At 23.4% G+C, this 19,219-nt stretch carries 25 protein-coding genes and 2 pseudogenes; 19 read left to right on the forward strand and 8 right to left on the reverse strand.

Going from position 1 to position 19,219, the window contains the following annotated elements:
• The 5 genes and pseudogenes from ACI2WJ_RS06705 to ACI2WJ_RS06725 all read left to right on the forward strand — a co-directional run.
• Positions 1–581 (forward strand): hypothetical protein (locus tag ACI2WJ_RS06705; protein ID WP_400255260.1); only part of this gene is annotated, 581 nt, incomplete at its 5' end.
• A gap of 317 nt (positions 582–898) precedes the next feature.
• Positions 899–1,522, forward strand: a complete 624-nt coding sequence (locus ACI2WJ_RS06710) for a hypothetical protein (protein WP_400254441.1) — start codon at positions 899–901, stop codon at positions 1,520–1,522.
• 119 nt (positions 1,523–1,641) lie between these two features.
• Positions 1,642–2,964: a hypothetical protein gene (locus ACI2WJ_RS06715; RefSeq protein ID WP_400254442.1), complete on the forward strand. Its 1,323-nt coding sequence runs from the start codon at positions 1,642–1,644 to the stop codon at positions 2,962–2,964.
• Between the two features lie 149 nt (positions 2,965–3,113).
• Positions 3,114–3,416: a hypothetical protein gene (locus tag ACI2WJ_RS06720; RefSeq protein WP_400254443.1), complete on the forward strand. Its 303-nt coding sequence runs from the start codon at positions 3,114–3,116 to the stop codon at positions 3,414–3,416.
• Positions 3,417–3,712: 296 nt separating this feature from the next.
• A pseudogene (locus tag ACI2WJ_RS06725) lies at positions 3,713–4,950 on the forward strand (IS256 family transposase).
• A gap of 174 nt (positions 4,951–5,124) precedes the next feature.
• Here the strand turns inward: ACI2WJ_RS06725 and tpx are convergent.
• Complete coding sequence (gene tpx, locus ACI2WJ_RS06730; protein ID WP_400255261.1) at positions 5,125–5,631, reverse strand: thiol peroxidase; 507 nt, start codon at positions 5,629–5,631, stop codon at positions 5,125–5,127.
• 87 nt (positions 5,632–5,718) lie between these two features.
• Here tpx and ACI2WJ_RS06735 point away from each other — a divergent pair, with 87 nt between their 5' ends.
• The 4 genes from ACI2WJ_RS06735 (at position 5,719) to ACI2WJ_RS06750 (ending at position 7,677) form a co-directional block, all read left to right on the forward strand.
• Positions 5,719–5,889: a hypothetical protein gene (locus ACI2WJ_RS06735; protein WP_400255262.1), complete on the forward strand. Its 171-nt coding sequence runs from the start codon at positions 5,719–5,721 to the stop codon at positions 5,887–5,889.
• Between the two features lie 4 nt (positions 5,890–5,893).
• Positions 5,894–6,454, forward strand: coding sequence for a hypothetical protein (locus ACI2WJ_RS06740; RefSeq protein WP_400255263.1), 561 nt, complete (start codon positions 5,894–5,896; stop codon positions 6,452–6,454).
• Between the two features lie 149 nt (positions 6,455–6,603).
• Entirely contained in the window at positions 6,604–7,326 is a 723-nt protein-coding gene (locus ACI2WJ_RS06745) for a YhgE/Pip family protein (protein ID WP_400255264.1), read from the forward strand.
• Positions 7,327–7,527: 201 nt separating this feature from the next.
• Positions 7,528–7,677, forward strand: a complete 150-nt coding sequence (locus ACI2WJ_RS06750) for a hypothetical protein (protein WP_400255265.1) — start codon at positions 7,528–7,530, stop codon at positions 7,675–7,677.
• A gap of 889 nt (positions 7,678–8,566) precedes the next feature.
• Here ACI2WJ_RS06750 and ACI2WJ_RS06755 read toward each other — a convergent pair.
• Positions 8,567–9,004 carry a hypothetical protein gene (locus tag ACI2WJ_RS06755; protein ID WP_400255266.1) on the reverse strand — a complete coding sequence of 146 codons (438 nt, stop codon included), beginning with the start codon at positions 9,002–9,004 and terminating at the stop codon, positions 8,567–8,569.
• Between the two features lie 98 nt (positions 9,005–9,102).
• Between ACI2WJ_RS06755 and ACI2WJ_RS06760 the strand changes: the two genes are divergently transcribed.
• From ACI2WJ_RS06760 to ACI2WJ_RS06795, 8 genes and pseudogenes are all read left to right on the forward strand, one after another.
• Positions 9,103–9,477 (forward strand): hypothetical protein, encoded by a 375-nt coding sequence (locus tag ACI2WJ_RS06760; protein WP_400255267.1) that lies wholly within the window; start codon positions 9,103–9,105, stop codon positions 9,475–9,477.
• A gap of 39 nt (positions 9,478–9,516) precedes the next feature.
• On the forward strand, positions 9,517–9,795 hold the full coding sequence (locus ACI2WJ_RS06765) for a transposase (protein WP_400254803.1): 279 nt from the start codon (positions 9,517–9,519) through the stop codon (positions 9,793–9,795).
• Between the two features lie 119 nt (positions 9,796–9,914).
• Positions 9,915–10,046 (forward strand): hypothetical protein, encoded by a 132-nt coding sequence (locus ACI2WJ_RS06770; RefSeq protein ID WP_400255268.1) that lies wholly within the window; start codon positions 9,915–9,917, stop codon positions 10,044–10,046.
• 40 nt (positions 10,047–10,086) lie between these two features.
• A complete protein-coding gene (locus ACI2WJ_RS06775; protein ID WP_400255269.1) occupies positions 10,087–10,353 on the forward strand; it encodes a hypothetical protein in 267 nt (88 codons plus the stop codon).
• Positions 10,265–11,053: a hypothetical protein gene (locus ACI2WJ_RS06780; protein WP_400255270.1), complete on the forward strand. Its 789-nt coding sequence runs from the start codon at positions 10,265–10,267 to the stop codon at positions 11,051–11,053. The genes ACI2WJ_RS06775 and ACI2WJ_RS06780 overlap by 89 nt, the downstream gene beginning before the upstream one ends.
• On the forward strand, positions 10,977–12,665 hold the full coding sequence (locus ACI2WJ_RS06785) for a hypothetical protein (RefSeq protein WP_400255271.1): 1,689 nt from the start codon (positions 10,977–10,979) through the stop codon (positions 12,663–12,665). Before ACI2WJ_RS06780 ends, ACI2WJ_RS06785 begins: the two co-directional genes overlap by 77 nt.
• 57 nt (positions 12,666–12,722) lie before the next feature.
• A pseudogene (locus tag ACI2WJ_RS06790) lies at positions 12,723–13,962 on the forward strand (IS256 family transposase).
• Positions 13,937–14,131: a hypothetical protein gene (locus ACI2WJ_RS06795; RefSeq protein ID WP_400255272.1), complete on the forward strand. Its 195-nt coding sequence runs from the start codon at positions 13,937–13,939 to the stop codon at positions 14,129–14,131. The pseudogene ACI2WJ_RS06790 and the gene ACI2WJ_RS06795 overlap by 26 nt, the downstream one beginning before the upstream one ends.
• Positions 14,132–14,476: 345 nt before the next feature.
• Here the strand turns inward: ACI2WJ_RS06795 and ACI2WJ_RS06800 are convergent, their stop codons facing one another.
• The 5 genes from ACI2WJ_RS06800 to ACI2WJ_RS06820 form a co-directional block, all read right to left on the reverse strand.
• Entirely contained in the window at positions 14,477–15,145 is a 669-nt protein-coding gene (locus ACI2WJ_RS06800) for a hypothetical protein (RefSeq protein WP_400255273.1), read from the reverse strand.
• A complete protein-coding gene (locus ACI2WJ_RS06805; RefSeq protein WP_400255274.1) occupies positions 15,085–15,585 on the reverse strand; it encodes a cysteine peptidase family C39 domain-containing protein in 501 nt (166 codons plus the stop codon). Before ACI2WJ_RS06805 ends, ACI2WJ_RS06800 begins: the two co-directional genes overlap by 61 nt.
• Before the next feature lie 54 nt (positions 15,586–15,639).
• Positions 15,640–15,855, reverse strand: a complete 216-nt coding sequence (locus ACI2WJ_RS06810) for a hypothetical protein (protein WP_400255275.1) — start codon at positions 15,853–15,855, stop codon at positions 15,640–15,642.
• 221 nt (positions 15,856–16,076) lie between these two features.
• The gene (locus ACI2WJ_RS06815; protein ID WP_400255435.1) at positions 16,077–16,352 is read right to left on the reverse strand and encodes a DUF871 domain-containing protein; all 276 of its coding nucleotides are present in this window, start codon (positions 16,350–16,352) and stop codon (positions 16,077–16,079) included.
• Positions 16,328–17,182 carry a MupG family TIM beta-alpha barrel fold protein gene (locus ACI2WJ_RS06820; RefSeq protein WP_400255276.1) on the reverse strand — a complete coding sequence of 285 codons (855 nt, stop codon included), beginning with the start codon at positions 17,180–17,182 and terminating at the stop codon, positions 16,328–16,330. Before ACI2WJ_RS06820 ends, ACI2WJ_RS06815 begins: the two co-directional genes overlap by 25 nt.
• Positions 17,183–17,525: 343 nt before the next feature.
• Here ACI2WJ_RS06820 and ACI2WJ_RS06825 point away from each other — a divergent pair, with 343 nt between their 5' ends.
• Entirely contained in the window at positions 17,526–17,672 is a 147-nt protein-coding gene (locus ACI2WJ_RS06825) for a hypothetical protein (RefSeq protein ID WP_400255277.1), read from the forward strand.
• Here the strand turns inward: ACI2WJ_RS06825 and ACI2WJ_RS06830 are convergent.
• Positions 17,669–18,458, reverse strand: a protein-coding gene (locus tag ACI2WJ_RS06830; RefSeq protein ID WP_400254547.1) for an IS5 family transposase whose coding sequence is annotated in 2 segments (ribosomal slippage) — positions 17,669–18,196 and positions 18,198–18,458 — 789 coding nt in all. Because the reading frame shifts where the segments join, the coding sequence is not laid out codon by codon here. The genes ACI2WJ_RS06825 and ACI2WJ_RS06830 overlap by 4 nt on opposite strands.
• Before the next feature lie 127 nt (positions 18,459–18,585).
• On the opposite strand from ACI2WJ_RS06830, the gene ACI2WJ_RS06835 reads away from it, so the two are divergent.
• Positions 18,586–19,098, forward strand: coding sequence for a hypothetical protein (locus ACI2WJ_RS06835; protein WP_400255278.1), 513 nt, complete (start codon positions 18,586–18,588; stop codon positions 19,096–19,098).
• Positions 19,099–19,219 lie beyond the last annotated feature (121 nt).

Raw genomic sequence — 19,219 nt, forward strand, 5'->3', positions numbered from 1 at the left:
AGACAGAGACAGAGAGACAGAGACAGAGAGACAGAGACAGAGAGGACAGAGACAGAGAGACAGAGACAGAGAGACAGAGACAGAGAGACAGAGACAGAGAGACAGAGACAGAGAGACAGAGACAGAGAGACAGAGACAGAGAGACAGAGACAGAGAGACATAGACAGAGAGACAGAGACAAAGACAGAGAGACAGAGGCAGAGAGACAGGGACAGAGAGACAGAGACAGAGAGAGAGACAGAGAGACAGAGACAGAGAGACAGAGGACAGAGAGACAGAGACAGAGAGACAGAGACAGAGAGACAGAGACAGAGAGACAGAGACAGAGAGACAGAGACAGAGAGACAGAGACAGAGAGACAGAGACAGAGAGACAGAGACAGAGAGACAGAGACAGAGAGACAGAGACAGAGAGACAGAGACAGAGAGACAGAGACAGAGAGACAGAGACAGAGAGACAGAGACAGAGAGACAGAGACAGAGAGACAGAAAACTGGTCAAGCATATTGCAAAATATTACTAACAAATGCAAATCAATTTATCAAGAAAATTGATATTAAAAATTATGAAAGAGAAAAATAAATTCAAAAATATTTTTAATTTTTAACTTATTTATATTAACTAAAAATAAGCCAAAAGTAGGCCAAAACTAAGCCAACTAGTTGGCTTATGAAATTATTGATTTTCTCCCACCCTTTAAAGGATTTATCAACCTTTAAAACATCTGACCACTCTCTCCCAACGTAACCTTATGAAAGAGAGTGGTCAGATGTTACGGGTGGGAGAGAGAAAAAAAGACTTTTTCTTTTTAAAAAGAAAAAGTCCGCGTTTGAAAAACGCTCCCAAAAAGAAAACTTTTACAAAAAGTTATCACATTAGCCACTAGGAGGTGACATAATATGGAACAAATAAAAATCCTTAATATTATAAATCGTTGAGGATATTTAAACAAAGAAGAACTTTCGCTACTTCTGAATAAAGAAGCGGAAGCAATTAATAGTTTATTAAAATATTTAGTTTCTAAAAAATTAATTCGAATTGATAAGTTAACAAGAAAGAATTATTATATGCTTTCAAGTTTAGGAAATCAAAAACTAGGACAAGGAAATAAAATAATTAAAATTAATTACAACGAACTAACTCATCAAAATTTACTTATAAAATGACTTTGTCAAGAAACTGATATCATTTCATATCAAACTGAAAAAGAACTAAAAGCAGAGGGTCATTTGATAAAAGATGTTTGAGGAAATACTAAAAGTAAACAAGGATATCCCGACTTACTAGTTCATTATGAAAACAAAGATATGATTATTGAACTTGAAAGAACACGCAAATCAAAAGACAAATTCAAATTGAAATTAAATAACTTACGCAGTTATTTACTACAAAACATTCACATACTTTGATTAGTTCCAAATGAAAACATGAGAAAATTCGTTGATGAACAAATCAAAGCATATAACTGAAAACTAGAACAACATCACATTGAAATATTTAATAATTTTTGGTTAAAACTTTAACTAATTGTAAAATACACAAAATTTGATAACATATAGTTATTATCCAATATATAAGTTTTAACCCATTACTTTATTTTAAAAGTAACTGGGTTTTAATGTTTTAAACAGGAGATATTAAAATGGCAACAATAGATAAGACTAAATCACAAACATATAATTTTCTATCAAAAAATAAATCCATAGAAGAAATTAAAAAACAAACAAACATTGAAGTTATAGAAAAAAGTAGACATGGTGGTTCAGCATATAAAATAATTGAAAAAGATGATGCTAATAATCAGCTAGTTAATAATGACCTATCAGAAATAAATCAAGAAAATTTAGAACCAATTGCAACTAGTTTAACAAATAACGAAAAAGAGCAAGAAACAAATAATGATATATGAACAAAATTAACTAATTACTTAAATTTACCAAAACCAAATGCAGAAGAACTAATACAAGTTCAAAGAAAAATTCAAGAACTAAAAAAGGAAATTCAACAACTTAAAAAAGAAAATGAAGAATTAAAACTAAAGCAAGGCAATGTAAATTTGGCTAAATTTAAATATAATGCCATAACAATTTATGATGAAAAGCAAAGAAAAGATACAGGGATTGAAAAAATTCACGAAGAAATTTTACCTATTAATAATGAACTATATTTTATTACAACTTTTGTTAATGCAAATAAATCTATAACTGAAGAAATATTAACTTTTCATAATATTAATGATGATAGTTTAAAAATAATAAAACAAACCAAATACTACAAAAATATAAATGAATATAAAAGTAATATTTTTTTAATTGATGAACAAAATCAAAATTTAAAAAAAATAACAGCAAAAGATTTTTTAAAACAACAACAAGATTTTAAACTAAAACCAAGTAAAAAAGAATGAAAAACATGAGGTATTATTATTGGAATTACTTTATTTCTTGTAGTTGTAGTTCCTATTTGTACTTTTGTTATTCCTGCGCTTATACCTGCAACAGCAACAGCATTACTACTTGAAATAAAAGTTATAATTGCCGTTTCTGTTGCTGTTGCAGGTCTCATTTTCAAAGAAGTTTCATCGATATTTGAAAATGCAACACAAAAAGTTAAATCATGATTTAGAAATAAATATTTTAAAAGTACAAACCAAAAAGTTAAAGAAAAAAATGAGCGTGAAGCAATAATTAAAAATCTTACTAGTGATAAAAAAGAAATAAAATTAGAAACACAATATAAGATTTTAAAACAAGAACTAGATAACAGAAAAGAAAAAAATACCAACGAACTAAGTAACAACATAATAAATCATAATTTAAACAATATTTCTGAAAATCTAGATATTAAATCAGAAAATAATCAAAATTTTGATTCATCTATACGAAATACAGTAAACCAACAAGAACAACTACTAGCAACAACTTCAAATCATAACTGAAATAAAGTAAAATGCTTATTAACATAATTAATAAAGTTTTAATCACTATTTTTTCAAAATAGTGATTTTTTTATTATTTTTTACACATTTTTAGTTTTAAAAATATATAATTTTTTGTGAGTATTTTAAGGATAGAAAAAAATATTCAAAAATAATAAAGAGAGGAAAAATAAATTATGCCATGAGAACCATATGACAAATGAAGTCAAGCGGAAAAAGATTCATGAAAAAAAAGAGCTGAAGAAACAAACAAAGCATGAGGAGAAAGTAAGGAAAAAGAAAGAAGAGAAAGAGTTGCCAATGCTCTTGGATTTGAAAAAGAAGACACTATAAAAAAAGAACAAGAACAGTTGAAAGAAGTATGAACAGAAAAACAAAAAGTTGGTAATTCTTTGGGATTCAAAGAAATTAAAAAAATAAATAATAAAGCTTCAACAAGTAAAGGTCAAAGTTCCAGTAGTAAATCACAAAAAATGTAAATCTTAAATACTTTAAAACTGCACAATTGTGCAGTTTATTTAGCAATTTTATTTGTATAATTTTAATGAAAATATTTAACTTAAATAAGTGTTAAATATAAAATAAAAGTGTTATAATTAAATTGTTCTTATTTTTTATAGAACAAAATAATTATAAAAAATGAATATAAAATTTAAACATAAACACCAAGTTCAATAACTTGGTAATGTTTAGTAATCTGTGTAACTTACAAAAATAACTATGTTTAATTAATTCTAGTAAATATAATTAAATGACTAGAAAGAGTGAGTTACAGATGGCTAAAAAAGATAACTTTAATAATAATGATCCAATATCAAAAGCAGTAGATTTATTATTAGAAAATACTGAAGATTTAACAACAGTTTTTAAAGAAGGGGGTTTATATAAAGAATTAACAAAACGTTTAGTTGAAAAAATGTTGAATTCTGAGATGCAAAATTATTTAGGATATGAAAAAAATCAACATAGTAATAGTGACAATGCTCGTAATGGTATAAGTTCAAAAAAATTAATAACTCAACAAGGTAAAATTGAGATTGATGTACCACGAGATCGTAATAGTAATTTTACTCCTGTAATAGTGCCAAAAAGACAGAGAAGATTTGATGGTTTTGATCAACAAGTTCTTTCCTTATATGCAAAAGGTATGACATTATCAGATATTAGAATGCAGTTACAAGAGTTATATCATGGTGCTGATATTAGTGAAAGTGTTATTAGTCAAATTACTGATGATGTTATTGATGATGTCAAAGCATGACAAAATAGACCATTAGAAGGCATTTATCCCATTGTTTATTTTGATTGTATAGTAGTTAAAGTACGACAAGATAAACGCATTATTAACAAATCAGTTTATATAGCTTTAGGTGTTGATTTAGAAGGTAAAAAAGATGTTTTAGGTTTATGAATTAGTGAAAATGAAGGCGCTAAATTTTGATTAGCAAATTTCACAGAAATGAAAAATCGTGGCTTAAATGATATTCTTATTGCTTGTAGTGACAACTTAACAGGCATGTCAGAAGCAATACAATCAGTTTATCCTAAAACTGAACATCAATTATGTATAGTTCATCAAATCAGAAATAGTTTAAAATATGTTTCATACAAACATCGAAAATCACTAGTTACAGATTTAAAGCCAATTTATAATGCATGTAGTGAAGAACAAGCAATGCAAGCTTTAGAATCATTTGAAAGTAAATGAAATAAACACTATCCTCAAATTGCTAAATCTTGATATAAAAATTGATCCAATTAATGATTTTTATTAGTTATCCTCCAGAAATCAAAAGAGTGATTTATACTACAAATTCTATTGAATCTGTTAATAGTCAATTACGAAAAGTCATCAGAAATAAAAAAGTTTTTCCAAATGATATGGCAGTTTTCAAAATATTTTACTTAGCAATTGAAAATATAACAAAAAAATGAACAATGCCCATTCAAAATTGAAATACAGCAATTGCTCATTTTATGATAAAATTTGAAGACAGAATTAATCTGAACTAGTACTTTGCAAAACAAAGATACACAGATTATTAAAAAGCCTCGAAAAATCTGAAAAACAAAATAAGACTTCAAAAAGTCGTAGTTGATTTTCAAAATAAATAGTTTTTTAAAAGTCTACTGATAAATAAAAAAAAGTTAGGTAATACTTATTTTAAAAATATTACCTAATTTTTTTTATGTTAAAGTTTTAATAAATTTTAGAACTTCATCATAGTTTGGTTCAAATGTTACTTCTTTAACAATTTGTAAATATATAACTTTGTTATTTTTATCAACAATGATAATAGTACGTGCTAATAATTGGATTTCATCAATTAATAAATTAGTAGTATTACTAAAATTATTTTCATTATTACGATAATCACTTCAAATATGAAAATTATTATTCATTTTTAGTTTTTCACAAAAGCGACTTTGAGCAAATGGTAAATCTTTGGAAATAGTAATGATAACTAAATCTTTTAATTTAGTAGCCTCTTTATTAAAGTGTATAGTTTGTAAAGCACAAGTTTTAGTATCAATGCTTGGTACACTAGAAATAATTTTAAATTTATTAGTGAATTGTTCTAAATTCATATTATCCATTGTTTTATTAACTGCAGAAAATGATAAAGTATCTCCAACTTTGATTATTTCATTTTTAATATGAACGGGTTTACCTTTAATTGTTAATTGCAACATAATATTTTTTTCTCCCTTTTTATCAAATGTATTTATAATATTATTATAACTAAATTTATTAAAGATAATCTATTAAGGAGTAACAAAGTGTTAAAAATTTTAAATAAATTTAAAATTGCTATTCAAGAATTTAAAATGGTTTTTAAAGCAGTGGGGACTAAACACATTTATAAAAATAAAAGAACAATTATTAAAAGTATTGCACTATGTTTTATTCCATTTTTATATGCTTTTATTGCTTTATGAGCTTTTTTTTAATCCATTGGGAAATATTAATCGTTTACCAATTGCTTTAGTTAATAACGATAGTTCTGCAGTAGGAATTAATAGTGTTATTAATCGACATAATTTAAATTTGGATAATGAAAATCCTAATAGTAGTGGTGCTTATGAATTTAAAATTAATGATTTACAAATTAACAATGAGAAAAAAACATTTACTGTTTATTATTATGATGATTGAAAAAGTTATTATCAACATCAAAATGACAAAACTTTTTTAACTGAAGTTATTATTAATAGTTGTTTTACTAAGGATTTTAATGATTTTTTTAAACAAGCTTTTAAAGTAGTTATTGATAATATTAAAACTCCAGAAAGAATTTGGAATCTTATTAATCAAATTACTATTAGACCAAAAATTAGTTTACAAGCTTCATATAAAGTTAGTCCGATTTTAGGTGAAATTAATGATTTTGCTTTAAATGCATTAAAAGATAATATTTTAGTAAGTTTTTACCTGTTGTTATTAGTGATCAAGTATTTGATTATTGAGATAAAGATGCTTCTGATTCAGGTTATCACCATTTACAACCAATTTTAAAAGAAATTTATGGTATTCTTTCAATTGCTGTTCCTGGTTTAGGTCCTCATGCTGAACAATTTAATGATAATATTGATAGTGTAACAAGAAACGAAGAGATTAAACATATTAAAGTTTTAGAACATGATTATTGAATGAATCATACTTTATTGGCACCTATTAACTTTATTAATTTTAATTTTAATATTGAAGGTCAAGATAAATCTCCTTATGGATTTGGTTTGGGTCCATATTTCATGTGTATTGGAATGTGAGTAGGTACTTTATTATTAACTTTTACTTTTATTAGAAATAAAGATATTCCAAAAACTAAATTTTGATCAAACTATTTAGCTAAATCAGCATGAATGATTATTTTTGGTTTAATTCAGTCAACAATTTTAGTAACTTCATTATTACTATTATTTAATAATATTGATTTATGACAACGATTTTGACAAATGTTTTTATACATGTGATTAATAGCAATTATTTTTGATTTGGTTGTTCAATCAATTGCTCACATGTTTCGTAATCATGATTTGGGTAGATTTTTAATTGTTATTCTTTTAATACTACAACTTTCTTCATCAAGTGGTACTTTTCCTGTTGAATTAGAACCCAAGTTTTTTCAAGTAATGTATAATTTTTTACCATTTAGTTATGCAATAAAAGGATTAAGAGAAATTCTTATTAATCCTAATCCAATGACTATTTTATGAAGTATTGGTTGTTTATTAATATTTATTATTATTTTAGTACCATTATCGTTGTTACTTAATTGATGACATGATCATAAAGATGCAAAAAATGAAGTTGGAAATAAAAAAAATAAATTAGTTGTTAATGATTCTTCATCATTAAAAAATAAAACTACTACTGATGAGAACTAAACATTATATTTTTAGGTGTCCTTTTTATTAATACTTTCTAATAAAATAGAGTATTTAAAAGAATGTTGTATATTATTTTTTTCAATTATAAACTTAAATTAATATCTACAAAAGATATATCTTTTGTAGATATTAATTTATAAAATAAAAAACATAAATATTTAAAAAAAATAATAAAAAAGTAAAAGAGGAAAAAAACTTATGCATTTTAAAAAATTATTAACAATGTTTACTATAACATTTTTTGCTAGTTCAGGGACTATGCTTTCAATTAATACTCATGTTTCTAATAACAAATTAATTAAAAATTGTTTGGTTAATAACCATGAAACATTTTCAAAATTGGAGTAATCGGGCGTATTTCAAGTCTAGTTATAAATATTATAACCCTATTTAGGGTTAATGTCAAGTCTTAATATAGATTTTATTAACTTTTATAAAATGAAAATTCCTAACTATTTAGGTTTAGATTTATTAAATTTTATAAATTTAAACAAATACTTTTAATTTATTAATTCTTGCTTGTTTTAATTTTAATAAATTAAAAAATGCTTCTTTTGAATAAATTTTTGCATTATTATTAGATATTGATTTGATTAAATGATAAACATCACTTTCAGCACTACAACCAATATTTCAAATAGCATTTTGATTTTCAATACCTTTTTTATTATTTTTAAAATATTCATATATTTTTTCATCAGCATTATTTTCTTTTAAATAATCTAATAATTTATAATAATTACCATTTAAAAATAATTTATAATAAGCATAATTTAATTTTTTATTATTTTCTTTTGTTCTTTTACCTTTTCCTACAATAAATACTTGTTTTAATTTTTGTAATGGATGTCATTTATCTACAGCATAATCAATTTTTAAATAATTAGCAGTAGATTTAAGATAAGTTGCACCATCACCCGTTAATTTTAAATTTTCATTAGTATAACCAATAAAAATATTATCTACATTAGTTATTATAGATTTACCAAATTCTTTTTTATTAATTCTTTGACCTTTTCTAGTTGATATAACAAAAATATATTTATTTTCTAAAACATGTCTATTATCAGTAGATTTATTTAAATCAAAACCAGTACTTATACTTACTGTTCTATGTCTAAATTTTCTTTTCTTTTTATTATCAATTAAATTATTATATGATTCATCTGATTGAATATAAATAAAATCAGTTGGTAATATTTTTATTTTTTCTTTTGGTAATTCTTGAACAAATATATTAGTTTTTTTTTACTCTTCTACAAATTGTTGATAAAGATATATCTATTTTTAAATTATGTTTAATTATAGGATATGTAATATTATTAAAATCAGCTTCATAAATTATTGATTTTGTTACTTGATTAGTAAATTTTTTATTTTTATCAATATTAATATATGTATCTAATGGATATAAATATTCACCAGTAATTTTATGTTGATATACTTTTCTATAAAAATCTTTTACTATTCCATACATTGATGTAAAAGTTCTTTTAGCAGTTTTAACATATTTATATTTATTTTTATCATAGTAATTTTCATACCAATATTTATCATATTTAATTAAATCATTTTTATAATCTAATAACATTTGTTTTTCATGACTAATTTTAAACTGATTATGAGGAAATTGTTCAGGAAGTAAAATCATAATATTATTCCTTTCTAAATACATGACTTTGAGTATAACAATAATTAACTGGTGAGTGTTGGAAAATGATTTAGTTAAAATGTTATAATTAGTATATAAATATTTAAATATAGGTGATAAATATGCCAGAAAAAGAAAAAAAATATGGTGAAAAATTAAGTGTTAATTATAAAACTCAAATTGATAATTATTTAAGAACTAAAAAGGTTATATTAACTCCACAAGGATTAAATAATGCACTTGGAATTGATAGAAAATTTGTTTATGATTGCCGACGTAGAAGTAATCCATGACGTAAAAAATTTATTAAAGATTATGATAATGCAAGAGCAGTGATTTCAACTCATATGTTAGAAAAATCATTAGTAAAACCAGAAATAATTTATAAACATTGACAAGTTAGTTATCCAAATGAATTTGATATTAATGAAGAAGATAATAGTATAAAAAGTAATATAATTGGATGGGTTACACTTTATTGGACACTAATTACGTAGACAAGTGAACAAATTAGTTAAAAGAAAGGAAATATAATTATGGCCAATATTAACTCATATAATGATGAATTTAAAAAACAAATAGTATCTTTATATCAAAATGGCAAATCAGTATCTTGCCTTGCTAAAGAATACAACGTTACAAGAGCAGCTACTTATAAATGAATTAAGCAATTTACAAATTCAGGCAGTTTTAAAACTAAAGATAATCTTTCGGATTTAGAAAAACAATTAATTCAAGCAAATAAAGAATTAAAACAATTAAGAATGGAGAATGATATTTTAAAGCAAGCAGCACTAATAATAGGCAGAAAGTAGAGATTATTACAAATAATAAATCTAAATATAAAATTCGTCCAATTTGTCGTTTTTTAAAACTTTCTAAATCAACATATTATTTTAATTTAAAGAAAAAAGAAGATAAAATCAAAAATAATATGTATGATGAAGCTGTTATTAGTGCTTTTAAACAAAATAAAGAAGTTTATGGAACAAGAAGATTAAAAGTCAGTCTAGAAAATAAAGAAATTTATTTATCACGCAAAAAAATTAAAGAAATGAAATGGTAAAGGTGAAAGACCTTATAGTTTTGAATTTATACCAATTGCTATGGTTGACCAATTAGTACAAGATGAATTAATTAATAGTAGATTAAATAATGGAACAATGTCAATAGTTGAAGCAATTAGTTTATATGAAAATATTGATACATTAATGGCAAAACAAAAATTAGAACATATTATTAATGAAAATAAATTTTTAAATAAAAATTTAGGAGATAATACAAATGATAATGAACAACGCAGTAAGAATTCAATTAATGAAACAAGCACATCTAGCATTAAAGCAAACTCAACAATTAATAAAGAGATGTAGTTATTGAAAAATATTTCCATTTGTTATTAATAATGGAGCAATTCCTTTAACTGAAACTGGTTATAAACCAATTAATAGTAAAATTAGTGATTTTGGTCAATATGAATTAATATTAACTGGTACTACTCCAGTTGTATGTATTTGAAAAAATAGTACAAAAATATATCAAAAAAATAAAGGTAAAATTAATGAAGAAATACATAAAGTTAATGGTCAAGATGAATTTTATACAAAACAATATAAAATTGGTGATTATTGAAATGCTTATTTAATTGATGATACAAGTGGTGTTGATTTTAGTAATTTACCAAATAATCAAATATTTAAAACAGTACAAACAAAAAGACAATATACTTTAGTAATGTTTGAAGAACATATTACAATTGATGATTATTTACAATTTTTTTGTGTATTTAATGATGAAAATGAAAATATTGGTGGTAATAGTGGTAAAAATCAAGATAGACAATTATTATATATTTCAAATGTAACAAATTATTATAGTCCTTATAATGGTGCATTTAGTATGCAAGTATTAACTTTTAGTAGTTTAAATGATAGAGTAGTTTCTACTGGTCAAAATACACTTGATTTTGTACAATATGCAAGCCCAGGTAGTGGTTATGCTTTCCCCTACTATTCAACAAGGAAAAGTAACTTTAAATCGTACTTTAATGCGTGATATAGGAGTAAGATATAGTCATAGACAAAGTTATGGATTAGAATTATTAACAAGTTGTTATTATTATGGAAGACCAATAATTCAAGGTCAAGAACCAATACAACAAAATAATGAAGAAATATTTGAAAGTAAAGTATTTTCTTCAAGAAGATTATTTATTGCTGGTAATAATGAAAAATCTACAACTGAAGTTAAAAATAATGGTGGTTTACTTGCTGGAATAAATGATAAAATAACTACAAGTAGTCATCCAGAAACAACATTTTATAATATTATGGACGCTAAACCTACTGGATTTACTAATTTTAAAAATTTTACAGAATGATTAAAAACTTCATTAAATTTTCAAGATAATTTATTTGTAACAAAAGATTTTAAAGGTATGTTATCTTTTGATAAAGATAAAGCAAGATTAAGTAATGGTACATCAGTAGGAGAAGCAAAATTCTTTTGAGATAGTGAATGAAATATAAATAATTTAACTGGTAATTATAATGTTGATATGAGTAGTAATTTTAAATATAAAGACCCAGAAAGTGGATTAATTATAGGAAGTCCAACTGTAGATTATAGTAAAATAAGTCAAAAATATATGTCTGCTATATTAAATTTTAATAGTGTAGTATTTAGTCCATTAATACAAATGCCTTATGATAGTCAACAATGATTACCATTTGCATTAAGTGATATTCCTTTAATTGGTAAATTATTAAATGCTTTAACATTAGGTATATGAAGTAGTTGAGTTATTACTCAAAATGCTCAACAATATAAAAAAATGTTATATTTTAATGGTTTTATGAGTGCATTTTTTACAAGTAATTTAGAAAGTATTATTGGTAATGGTGGTTTAATTCCTTTAAATGCATTTACAAATGATAATGATTTTACTATTGGTAAATTATTAGGTGCAAATGTTTCAACAACTGCTATGACAATGAAATTAAGTGATAGAATAAGTGTTTATCCATGAGATGCTAAAACTGGTAAAAAGTTAGAAGTAAAAGAACAAATAAGTACAGTTGACTTATCACAAAAGAAAACAAAAGAAATTTTTAATCATATAATAGATGATAAAGTATATATAATGGCAGAAGATACTGAATTTTTAGATATTTCTTCACCATTAACTCATGAAGATAAAGATTGTCAATGAAATCCGACAAGTAATGGAGTTATTGATGGTTCAAATTATGCTTATATTATTGATACAATTGTAACTCAATCATTACATCAAGGTGAAGAAAGACATACATTTTATAGTGATAATCCATTTACTTATCAAGGTGATTATAATGAAATATCAATTGCACAATTTCGTTATAATAATATGGGTTATTTAACTGGTAATGCTTTTAATTGAACAACTTTATATAAATTAAATCATGATGAATACTCAGAAAGTGAAGAAACTACATTTAGTTATCCAGCAAAAATATTACCACCAAGTCCTCAAAATATAGCAAAATCAATAATTATTAATCCAGATTTAAAAATCGATATGACAGCGAATGATGTATCTTTAATAAAAAAAGGATATAGCAATATAAAAGAATGAGAAGAAAAAAATATAAGTAAATTTAGTAAATATGAGGTAATGTTTAGTAATCTGTGTAACTTACAAAAATAACTATGTTTAATTAATTCTAGTAAATATAATTAAATGACTAGAAAGAGTGAGTTACAGATGGCTAAAAAAGATAACTTTAATAATAATGATCCAATATCAAAAGCAGTAGATTTATTATTAGAAAATACTGAAGATTTAACAACAGTTTTTAAAGAAGGGGGTTTATATAAAGAATTAACAAAACGTTTAGTTGAAAAAATGTTGAATTCTGAGATGCAAAATTATTTAGGATATGAAAAAAATCAACATAGTAATAGTGACAATGCTCGTAATGGTATAAGTTCAAAAAAATTAATAACTCAACAAGGTAAAATTGAGATTGATGTACCACGAGATCGTAATAGTAATTTTACTCCTGTAATAGTGCCAAAAAGACAGAGAAGATTTGATGGTTTTGATCAACAAGTTCTTTCCTTATATGCAAAAGGTATGACATTATCAGATATTAGAATGCAGTTACAAGAGTTATATCATGGTGCTGATATTAGTGAAAGTGTTATTAGTCTCAAATTACTGATGATGTGATTGATGATGTCAAAGCATGACAAAATAGACCATTAGAAGGCATTTATCCCATTGTTTATTTTGATTGTATAGTAGTTAAAGTACGACAAGATAAACGCATTATTAACAAATCAGTTTATATAGCTTTAGGTGTTGATTTAGAAGGTAAAAAAGATGTTTTAGGTTTATGAATTAGTGAAAATGAAGGCGCTAAATTTTGATTAGCAAATTTCACAGAAATGAAAAATCGTGGCTTAAATGATATTCTTATTGCTTGTAGTGACAACTTAACAGGCATGTCAGAAGCAATACAATCAGTTTATCCTAAAACTGAACATCAATTATGTATAGTTCATCAAATCAGAAATAGTTTAAAATATGTTTCATACAAACATCGAAAATCACTAGTTACAGATTTAAAGCCAATTTATAATGCATGTAGTGAAGAACAAGCAATGCAAGCTTTAGAATCATTTGAAAGTAAATGAAATAAACACTATCCTCAAATTGCTAAATCTTGATATAAAAATTGATCCAATTAATGATTTTTATTAGTTATCCTCCAGAAATCAAAAGAGTGATTTATACTACAAATTCTATTGAATCTGTTAATAGTCAATTACGAAAAGTCATCAGAAATAAAAAAGTTTTTCCAAATGATATGGCAGTTTTCAAAATATTTTACTTAGCAATTGAAAATATAACAAAAAAATGAACAATGCCCATTCAAAATTGAAATACAGCAATTGCTCATTTTATGATAAAATTTGAAGACAGAATTAATCTGAACTAGTACTTTGCAAAACAAAGATACACAGATTATTAAAAAGCCTCCATATTTCTGAATTAATAATGATAGTAAGGTTGTTTTACCAATGCCAGAAGGACCAATAATAATATTACTTTGTTTTAATATTAAATTTAAATTACTAAAAACTACTTTATTTCTTAAATTAAAATAACAATCTTTTAATACTATTTTATTAATTGATATTGAAAAAAATTTTTTGTTATTCTTATATTGTAATCTACAATTAATAAAATTATTAAATCTTTGAAATGATTTAATAAAAACCGGAAAGAAAATAAGACTATTACCAATATTTTGAAAAAAAGAATTAATATAAATACTAATACTAGTAATAAATATTAATTGAGATAGATTAATTTTACCATCAAAAATTAATATTAATGATAAATATATAGTAATAAAACTAATAATATTTTTAATAAAACTTGTTAACGAACTATTATTAATAACTAAATTATTTAATTGTCAATAATTATTAATATGTGTATTATACTTTTTAAACTAATATACTTTTAATATGCAGTTGCAAATTACGAAAATAGGCATCTTCAAAACTTTTTTGACTTAAAATTATTTGTTGCTGCAAATCTAATTTGGTAACTAGTTCTTTTTTTACTAATGGTTTTTTTCATAACATTATTATAAAATTAATTAATACTGTTATAAAACCATTTAATAAATTTACTAATCAAATCATAAAATGAATCTTAATCAAAACTATGCTAACAATAACACTAGTAATAAAATTAATAATTATCTCTAAACTATTATGACAAAACATAGTTGATATGTTATTAATATCTTGATATATTTGTAAAAAATCACTACCATTATATTTTTGTATTTCTATTGGTTTATTTTTAAATCATTTATTATGAAATAAATCTACTAAAAAGTTATTGAAATAAAAATAAAATTTTTGACATATTTTATTTAAAATATATTCAATTAAAATTTTCATTAAATTAATAAAAAAGAAACTTAATAATAAAATCATTGCTAACTGTAAACTATTATTTAAAATAATTTGATTAATAAAATGCTTATAAAATACTTGTGCTATAAAAAAGGTAGTAACTAAAAATAAATTATTAATTATAATAATTAATGAATAATATAAATAATTTGGAATCAAAAATGGTGAAAAATTTTTAATTTTATTCATCTTTTTTTTATTACTAATAAAAATTTATTTATTATATTAGTTGAAATAACAACATTCGTAAAAATTTTAAAATCTTCAATATTTTTTCAACTAAGTTCAATATCTTCTGGATTTGCCACCAGTCATTTATTTTTTTTCTTTTTGTAAATAACTATAAAATGAAATCCGACATTAGCATTATATATTTGAATAATTAATGATTTAACAATTATTAGTGATTTTAATTTATCAAAATTAATATTATAAGCTTTTAATAATAAATTATAATTACTAGCCAATTGTTTTAATTCTAAAAGATTAATTCCCAATTTTGTTAAAAATATATCTTTTTTTATGTCATTAATTAATAACTTCTTCTTAAAATAAAACCTATATATCATAGCAAGACATGCCAAACCACAATCATTTTCTGTTTCTTGTTGAACAAAAGGATATTTCATATAAAAAATCACCGCCAATAATAATTAACAGTGATTACCATTTTTTCCTTTTTATTACTTACGATGTTTTTTCTTTTTAGCAGCAGCGCTTTGTTTTTCGCGTTTTTCATCACGCGCAGAAAGAAAATGTTTATGTCTTTTTTCTGCTCTTTTAGTTTCTTGGGCCTTTTTACTAAATCCTTTTAAAAGACGTTGAAACTCTTGTTCACTACTTGTTCATTCTTCGTTTTCTTTGTTGTCTGATGATGGTGATTTTTTCACTGAATGCATTCATGTCAGCTCCTATTTTTTATTTTACTTTAACAATTATATTAGTAAAATAAAAAATTATCAATATTTTTATACAATATTAAACTTTTTATTTTAAAAAAAAATTAAAAGTAAGATTATCTTTTAAAATTTCACACTTACTAACTATTATTTAATAATACTTAATGATTTTATCATATTTTAAATGTTTATGTTTTTAATAAATAAAACAAAAAATTTATTTATAAAATAAATCTAAATGAACGATTTGATACTAAAAATGGAATAAAATTTAAATCTTCTTTAGAAAGTTTGCCAACAACGTTACGAATACCATCATTTTTAATTTTATTTGTAATAATATGTAATTCACCACGATAATTTTGTGCTTTATTATTAAGAATAACAACATCACCTTTTTCTAATCATTGATTAGTATTGTTAGCAGGGATATCTAATTCTTGATATATAACTCGAGAAATAACACTACGAATTATATATCACGTGCTAAATCAGATCTAACTTTATGAATATTTTTATCAAAAAGAATCTGTTGTTCACTATCAGTAATATTAGAATTTAACTCAATTTTTAACGATAAATTTTTATAATCAATTTCATTTATCATTTTCAAATCATATTCTGTTAAAAACTGGTTAGCAATAATTATCATATCAATGCATAAAGCAATATAATGACGAATTTGTGTTACCAATGGTCAATCACGATGCAGTTCTAATGTTGGTAAATTATCATTATATTTTCAAGGTCCAATTTTATCTTTTCCTAATAATGTAACAAAGCTGGCAAATGGAATTTTATTAACAACGCTTTCAGATTGATTTAAACAAAAAAAGTCAATATCAGCACCGGTATATCTTTGTGGATAAAAATTATAACAACTAATAAGGTTATTAACATTAGCTTTATAAAATAATATTAAGTAGTTGATATCATTAATAACATATGAACCATTAATAAATATTTTAAAATTTAAACGATTTTGACTTAATTTTGCTTGATGCTTAATATCAATTCCTTCGTTGCAACGAATACCCGATAAACCATACATTTTAAAAAACTTTATGAAATCAAGTCGTTTATTAAGATTCAGATTAAATTCATTAATAAATTCAATATTAATATCTGCAAAAACATGCATATTATACTTTTTAGCAATTTGTGTTAATACTACTAATTTTTTTAAATTTTCATAATCTGTTTTTTTAAAACTAATTAAAGTTGTAAAAATAGTTTTAATATTATTCTTGGCTAATAATTCGGTATAATTTTTAATTTCTTCTAAATTTGCTAAATGTAAATAAACTGCAGCACCAATTTTTTCCATTTACTTCCTCCTTTACTTTTTATATATTAATTTTATCATTTTGTAACTTAATAATTTTTAATTTTTACAATAAATAATGTAAAGGATTCCTAGTTTGATAAAATAACTACTTCTACATAAAATAAGAAAATTGACTACGCTAATCTTAATTTTAATACAACTTATACATTAATAAATTTACTACTTATATTTATTCGTGTTAAATATTAACTTTATAAATATAATTATTTTTTATGCTAATATTTATTTATAATTTAATAAAAGTTGATTCCTAATATAGAAATTTATCTATATTAGGTTTTTTATTAAATTAAAATTAAAGAAAGGAAAAAGATTAAAAGATATGCCTTTAACTTATATAGAAAAAGAAAAACTATTTCAAAAGGAATGAGAAAAAAGAAAAAAAGAAGCATTAAAAAATATTAACAAAAAAATACCAGATGAATATTTATTAAAAATATTTGAAACTATAATCTTAGAACCTGTTTAAAATCTTTTCAATAAAATTGAAATAAAGGCAAGAACAACCATTTGTAAGCTAGTATTTAATTTTTTTTCACAATTTTTTCATAATCTTCTGCATTTTTCTAATCAAGCAAAGCTTCGTTCTACAACTCATCTTTTTGGTAATACTACAAAAGAATGTAATTCATTACGTTTTATAACTTCAACATTTGCATTTATAATTGTTTTAATTTTAGAAGCAAATTTTTCACCAGTATAACCAGCATCTACTAGTATTTTTTGAACTGCAGAAAGATTCTCTTTTTCATTTTCAATCATTATTATAGCACTGTTACGATCTGTTTTTTCTGCTGTGGTTATGTAAATTGCATGTGGTAAACCTTGAGAATCAACAGCAATATGACGCTTTATTCCTGAAATCTTTTTACCAGCATCATAACCTTTATTTTCAGTAGTATCTGTATTTTTAACACTTTGTGAATCAATTATACAAAAACTAGTTTGTTCTTTTCTACCATTATTGATACGAAATGCCATGACTAATTTTTTTTAAAACTAATTGTAATACACTAGGTTCATTACCATTATTTTTACTTCAAACTTGAAAATAATAATATACAATTTGTCATTTTGGAAAATCTTTTGGTAACATTCTTCATTGACAACCACTTTTTAATACATATAAAACTGCACAAAATACTTCATATAAATCTAAGCTTCTTGGTTTAGTTCTCTTTTTAGTATTTTCTAAAATTGATTTTATATTTTCAAATTGCTCTTTGCTAACATTACTAGGATAATTTTTACGCATATATACCTCTTATCTTAAAATATATAATCATTTTACCCTATTTCTCTAAAAGATTTTAAACAGGTTCTTAGATAATGATACAAAAGTTAATGAGGAAAATCCTCAACAATCTCAAGAATTCGAAACGTTGGAAGAAAAACCATTACAAGATAATGATAATAAACAAGAATCAAAAAACTGAACACAATTTAAAACAGAGTATCCAAATATTGCACAAATAATAAAAAATAGCAAAAATACTGGCATTAAGGTATTAATATCTTTAATTAAATTTTTTGAAATTAATAATGACCCACTTGGAATTACAGAATACATACTAATTTTAAATGAAGAACGTAAAAAAGAAAAAATGAACATTAAAGAAATTGAAGAAAAAATAAAAAATATTTGAAAAGAAATCCAAAAATTAAAAAAAGAACTATTTGTAGATGAACCATCATCATTATGATCTTGTTCTTCTGAATCAAAAGAAGAAAAAAATACTAGAGACATTGAACTTGAACTAATAAGAATAGGAAGGTTCGAAGTATCACAAGCACAAATGGAGCAATATTCACCAGAAGTAAAACAAATTATAAACGATTCAAAACAACTCTTAAAAGAATATGATGATGAATTAAATAAATCAATTACATTATAAATAATTTCTGTAATTACTTAATAAAAAGTAAATTTTTAGTGTTTATTAAGCAAAAACAAACATTTATACTTTTTTATCTTATTTAATTATTATTTTTGATATACTATAAGTGTGTATGACT

Origin of the sequence: Spiroplasma endosymbiont of Cleonymus obscurus, from assembly GCF_964273375.1 — a bacterium.
GTDB lineage: Bacteria > Bacillota_I > Bacilli_A > Mycoplasmatales > VBWQ01 > Spiroplasma_E.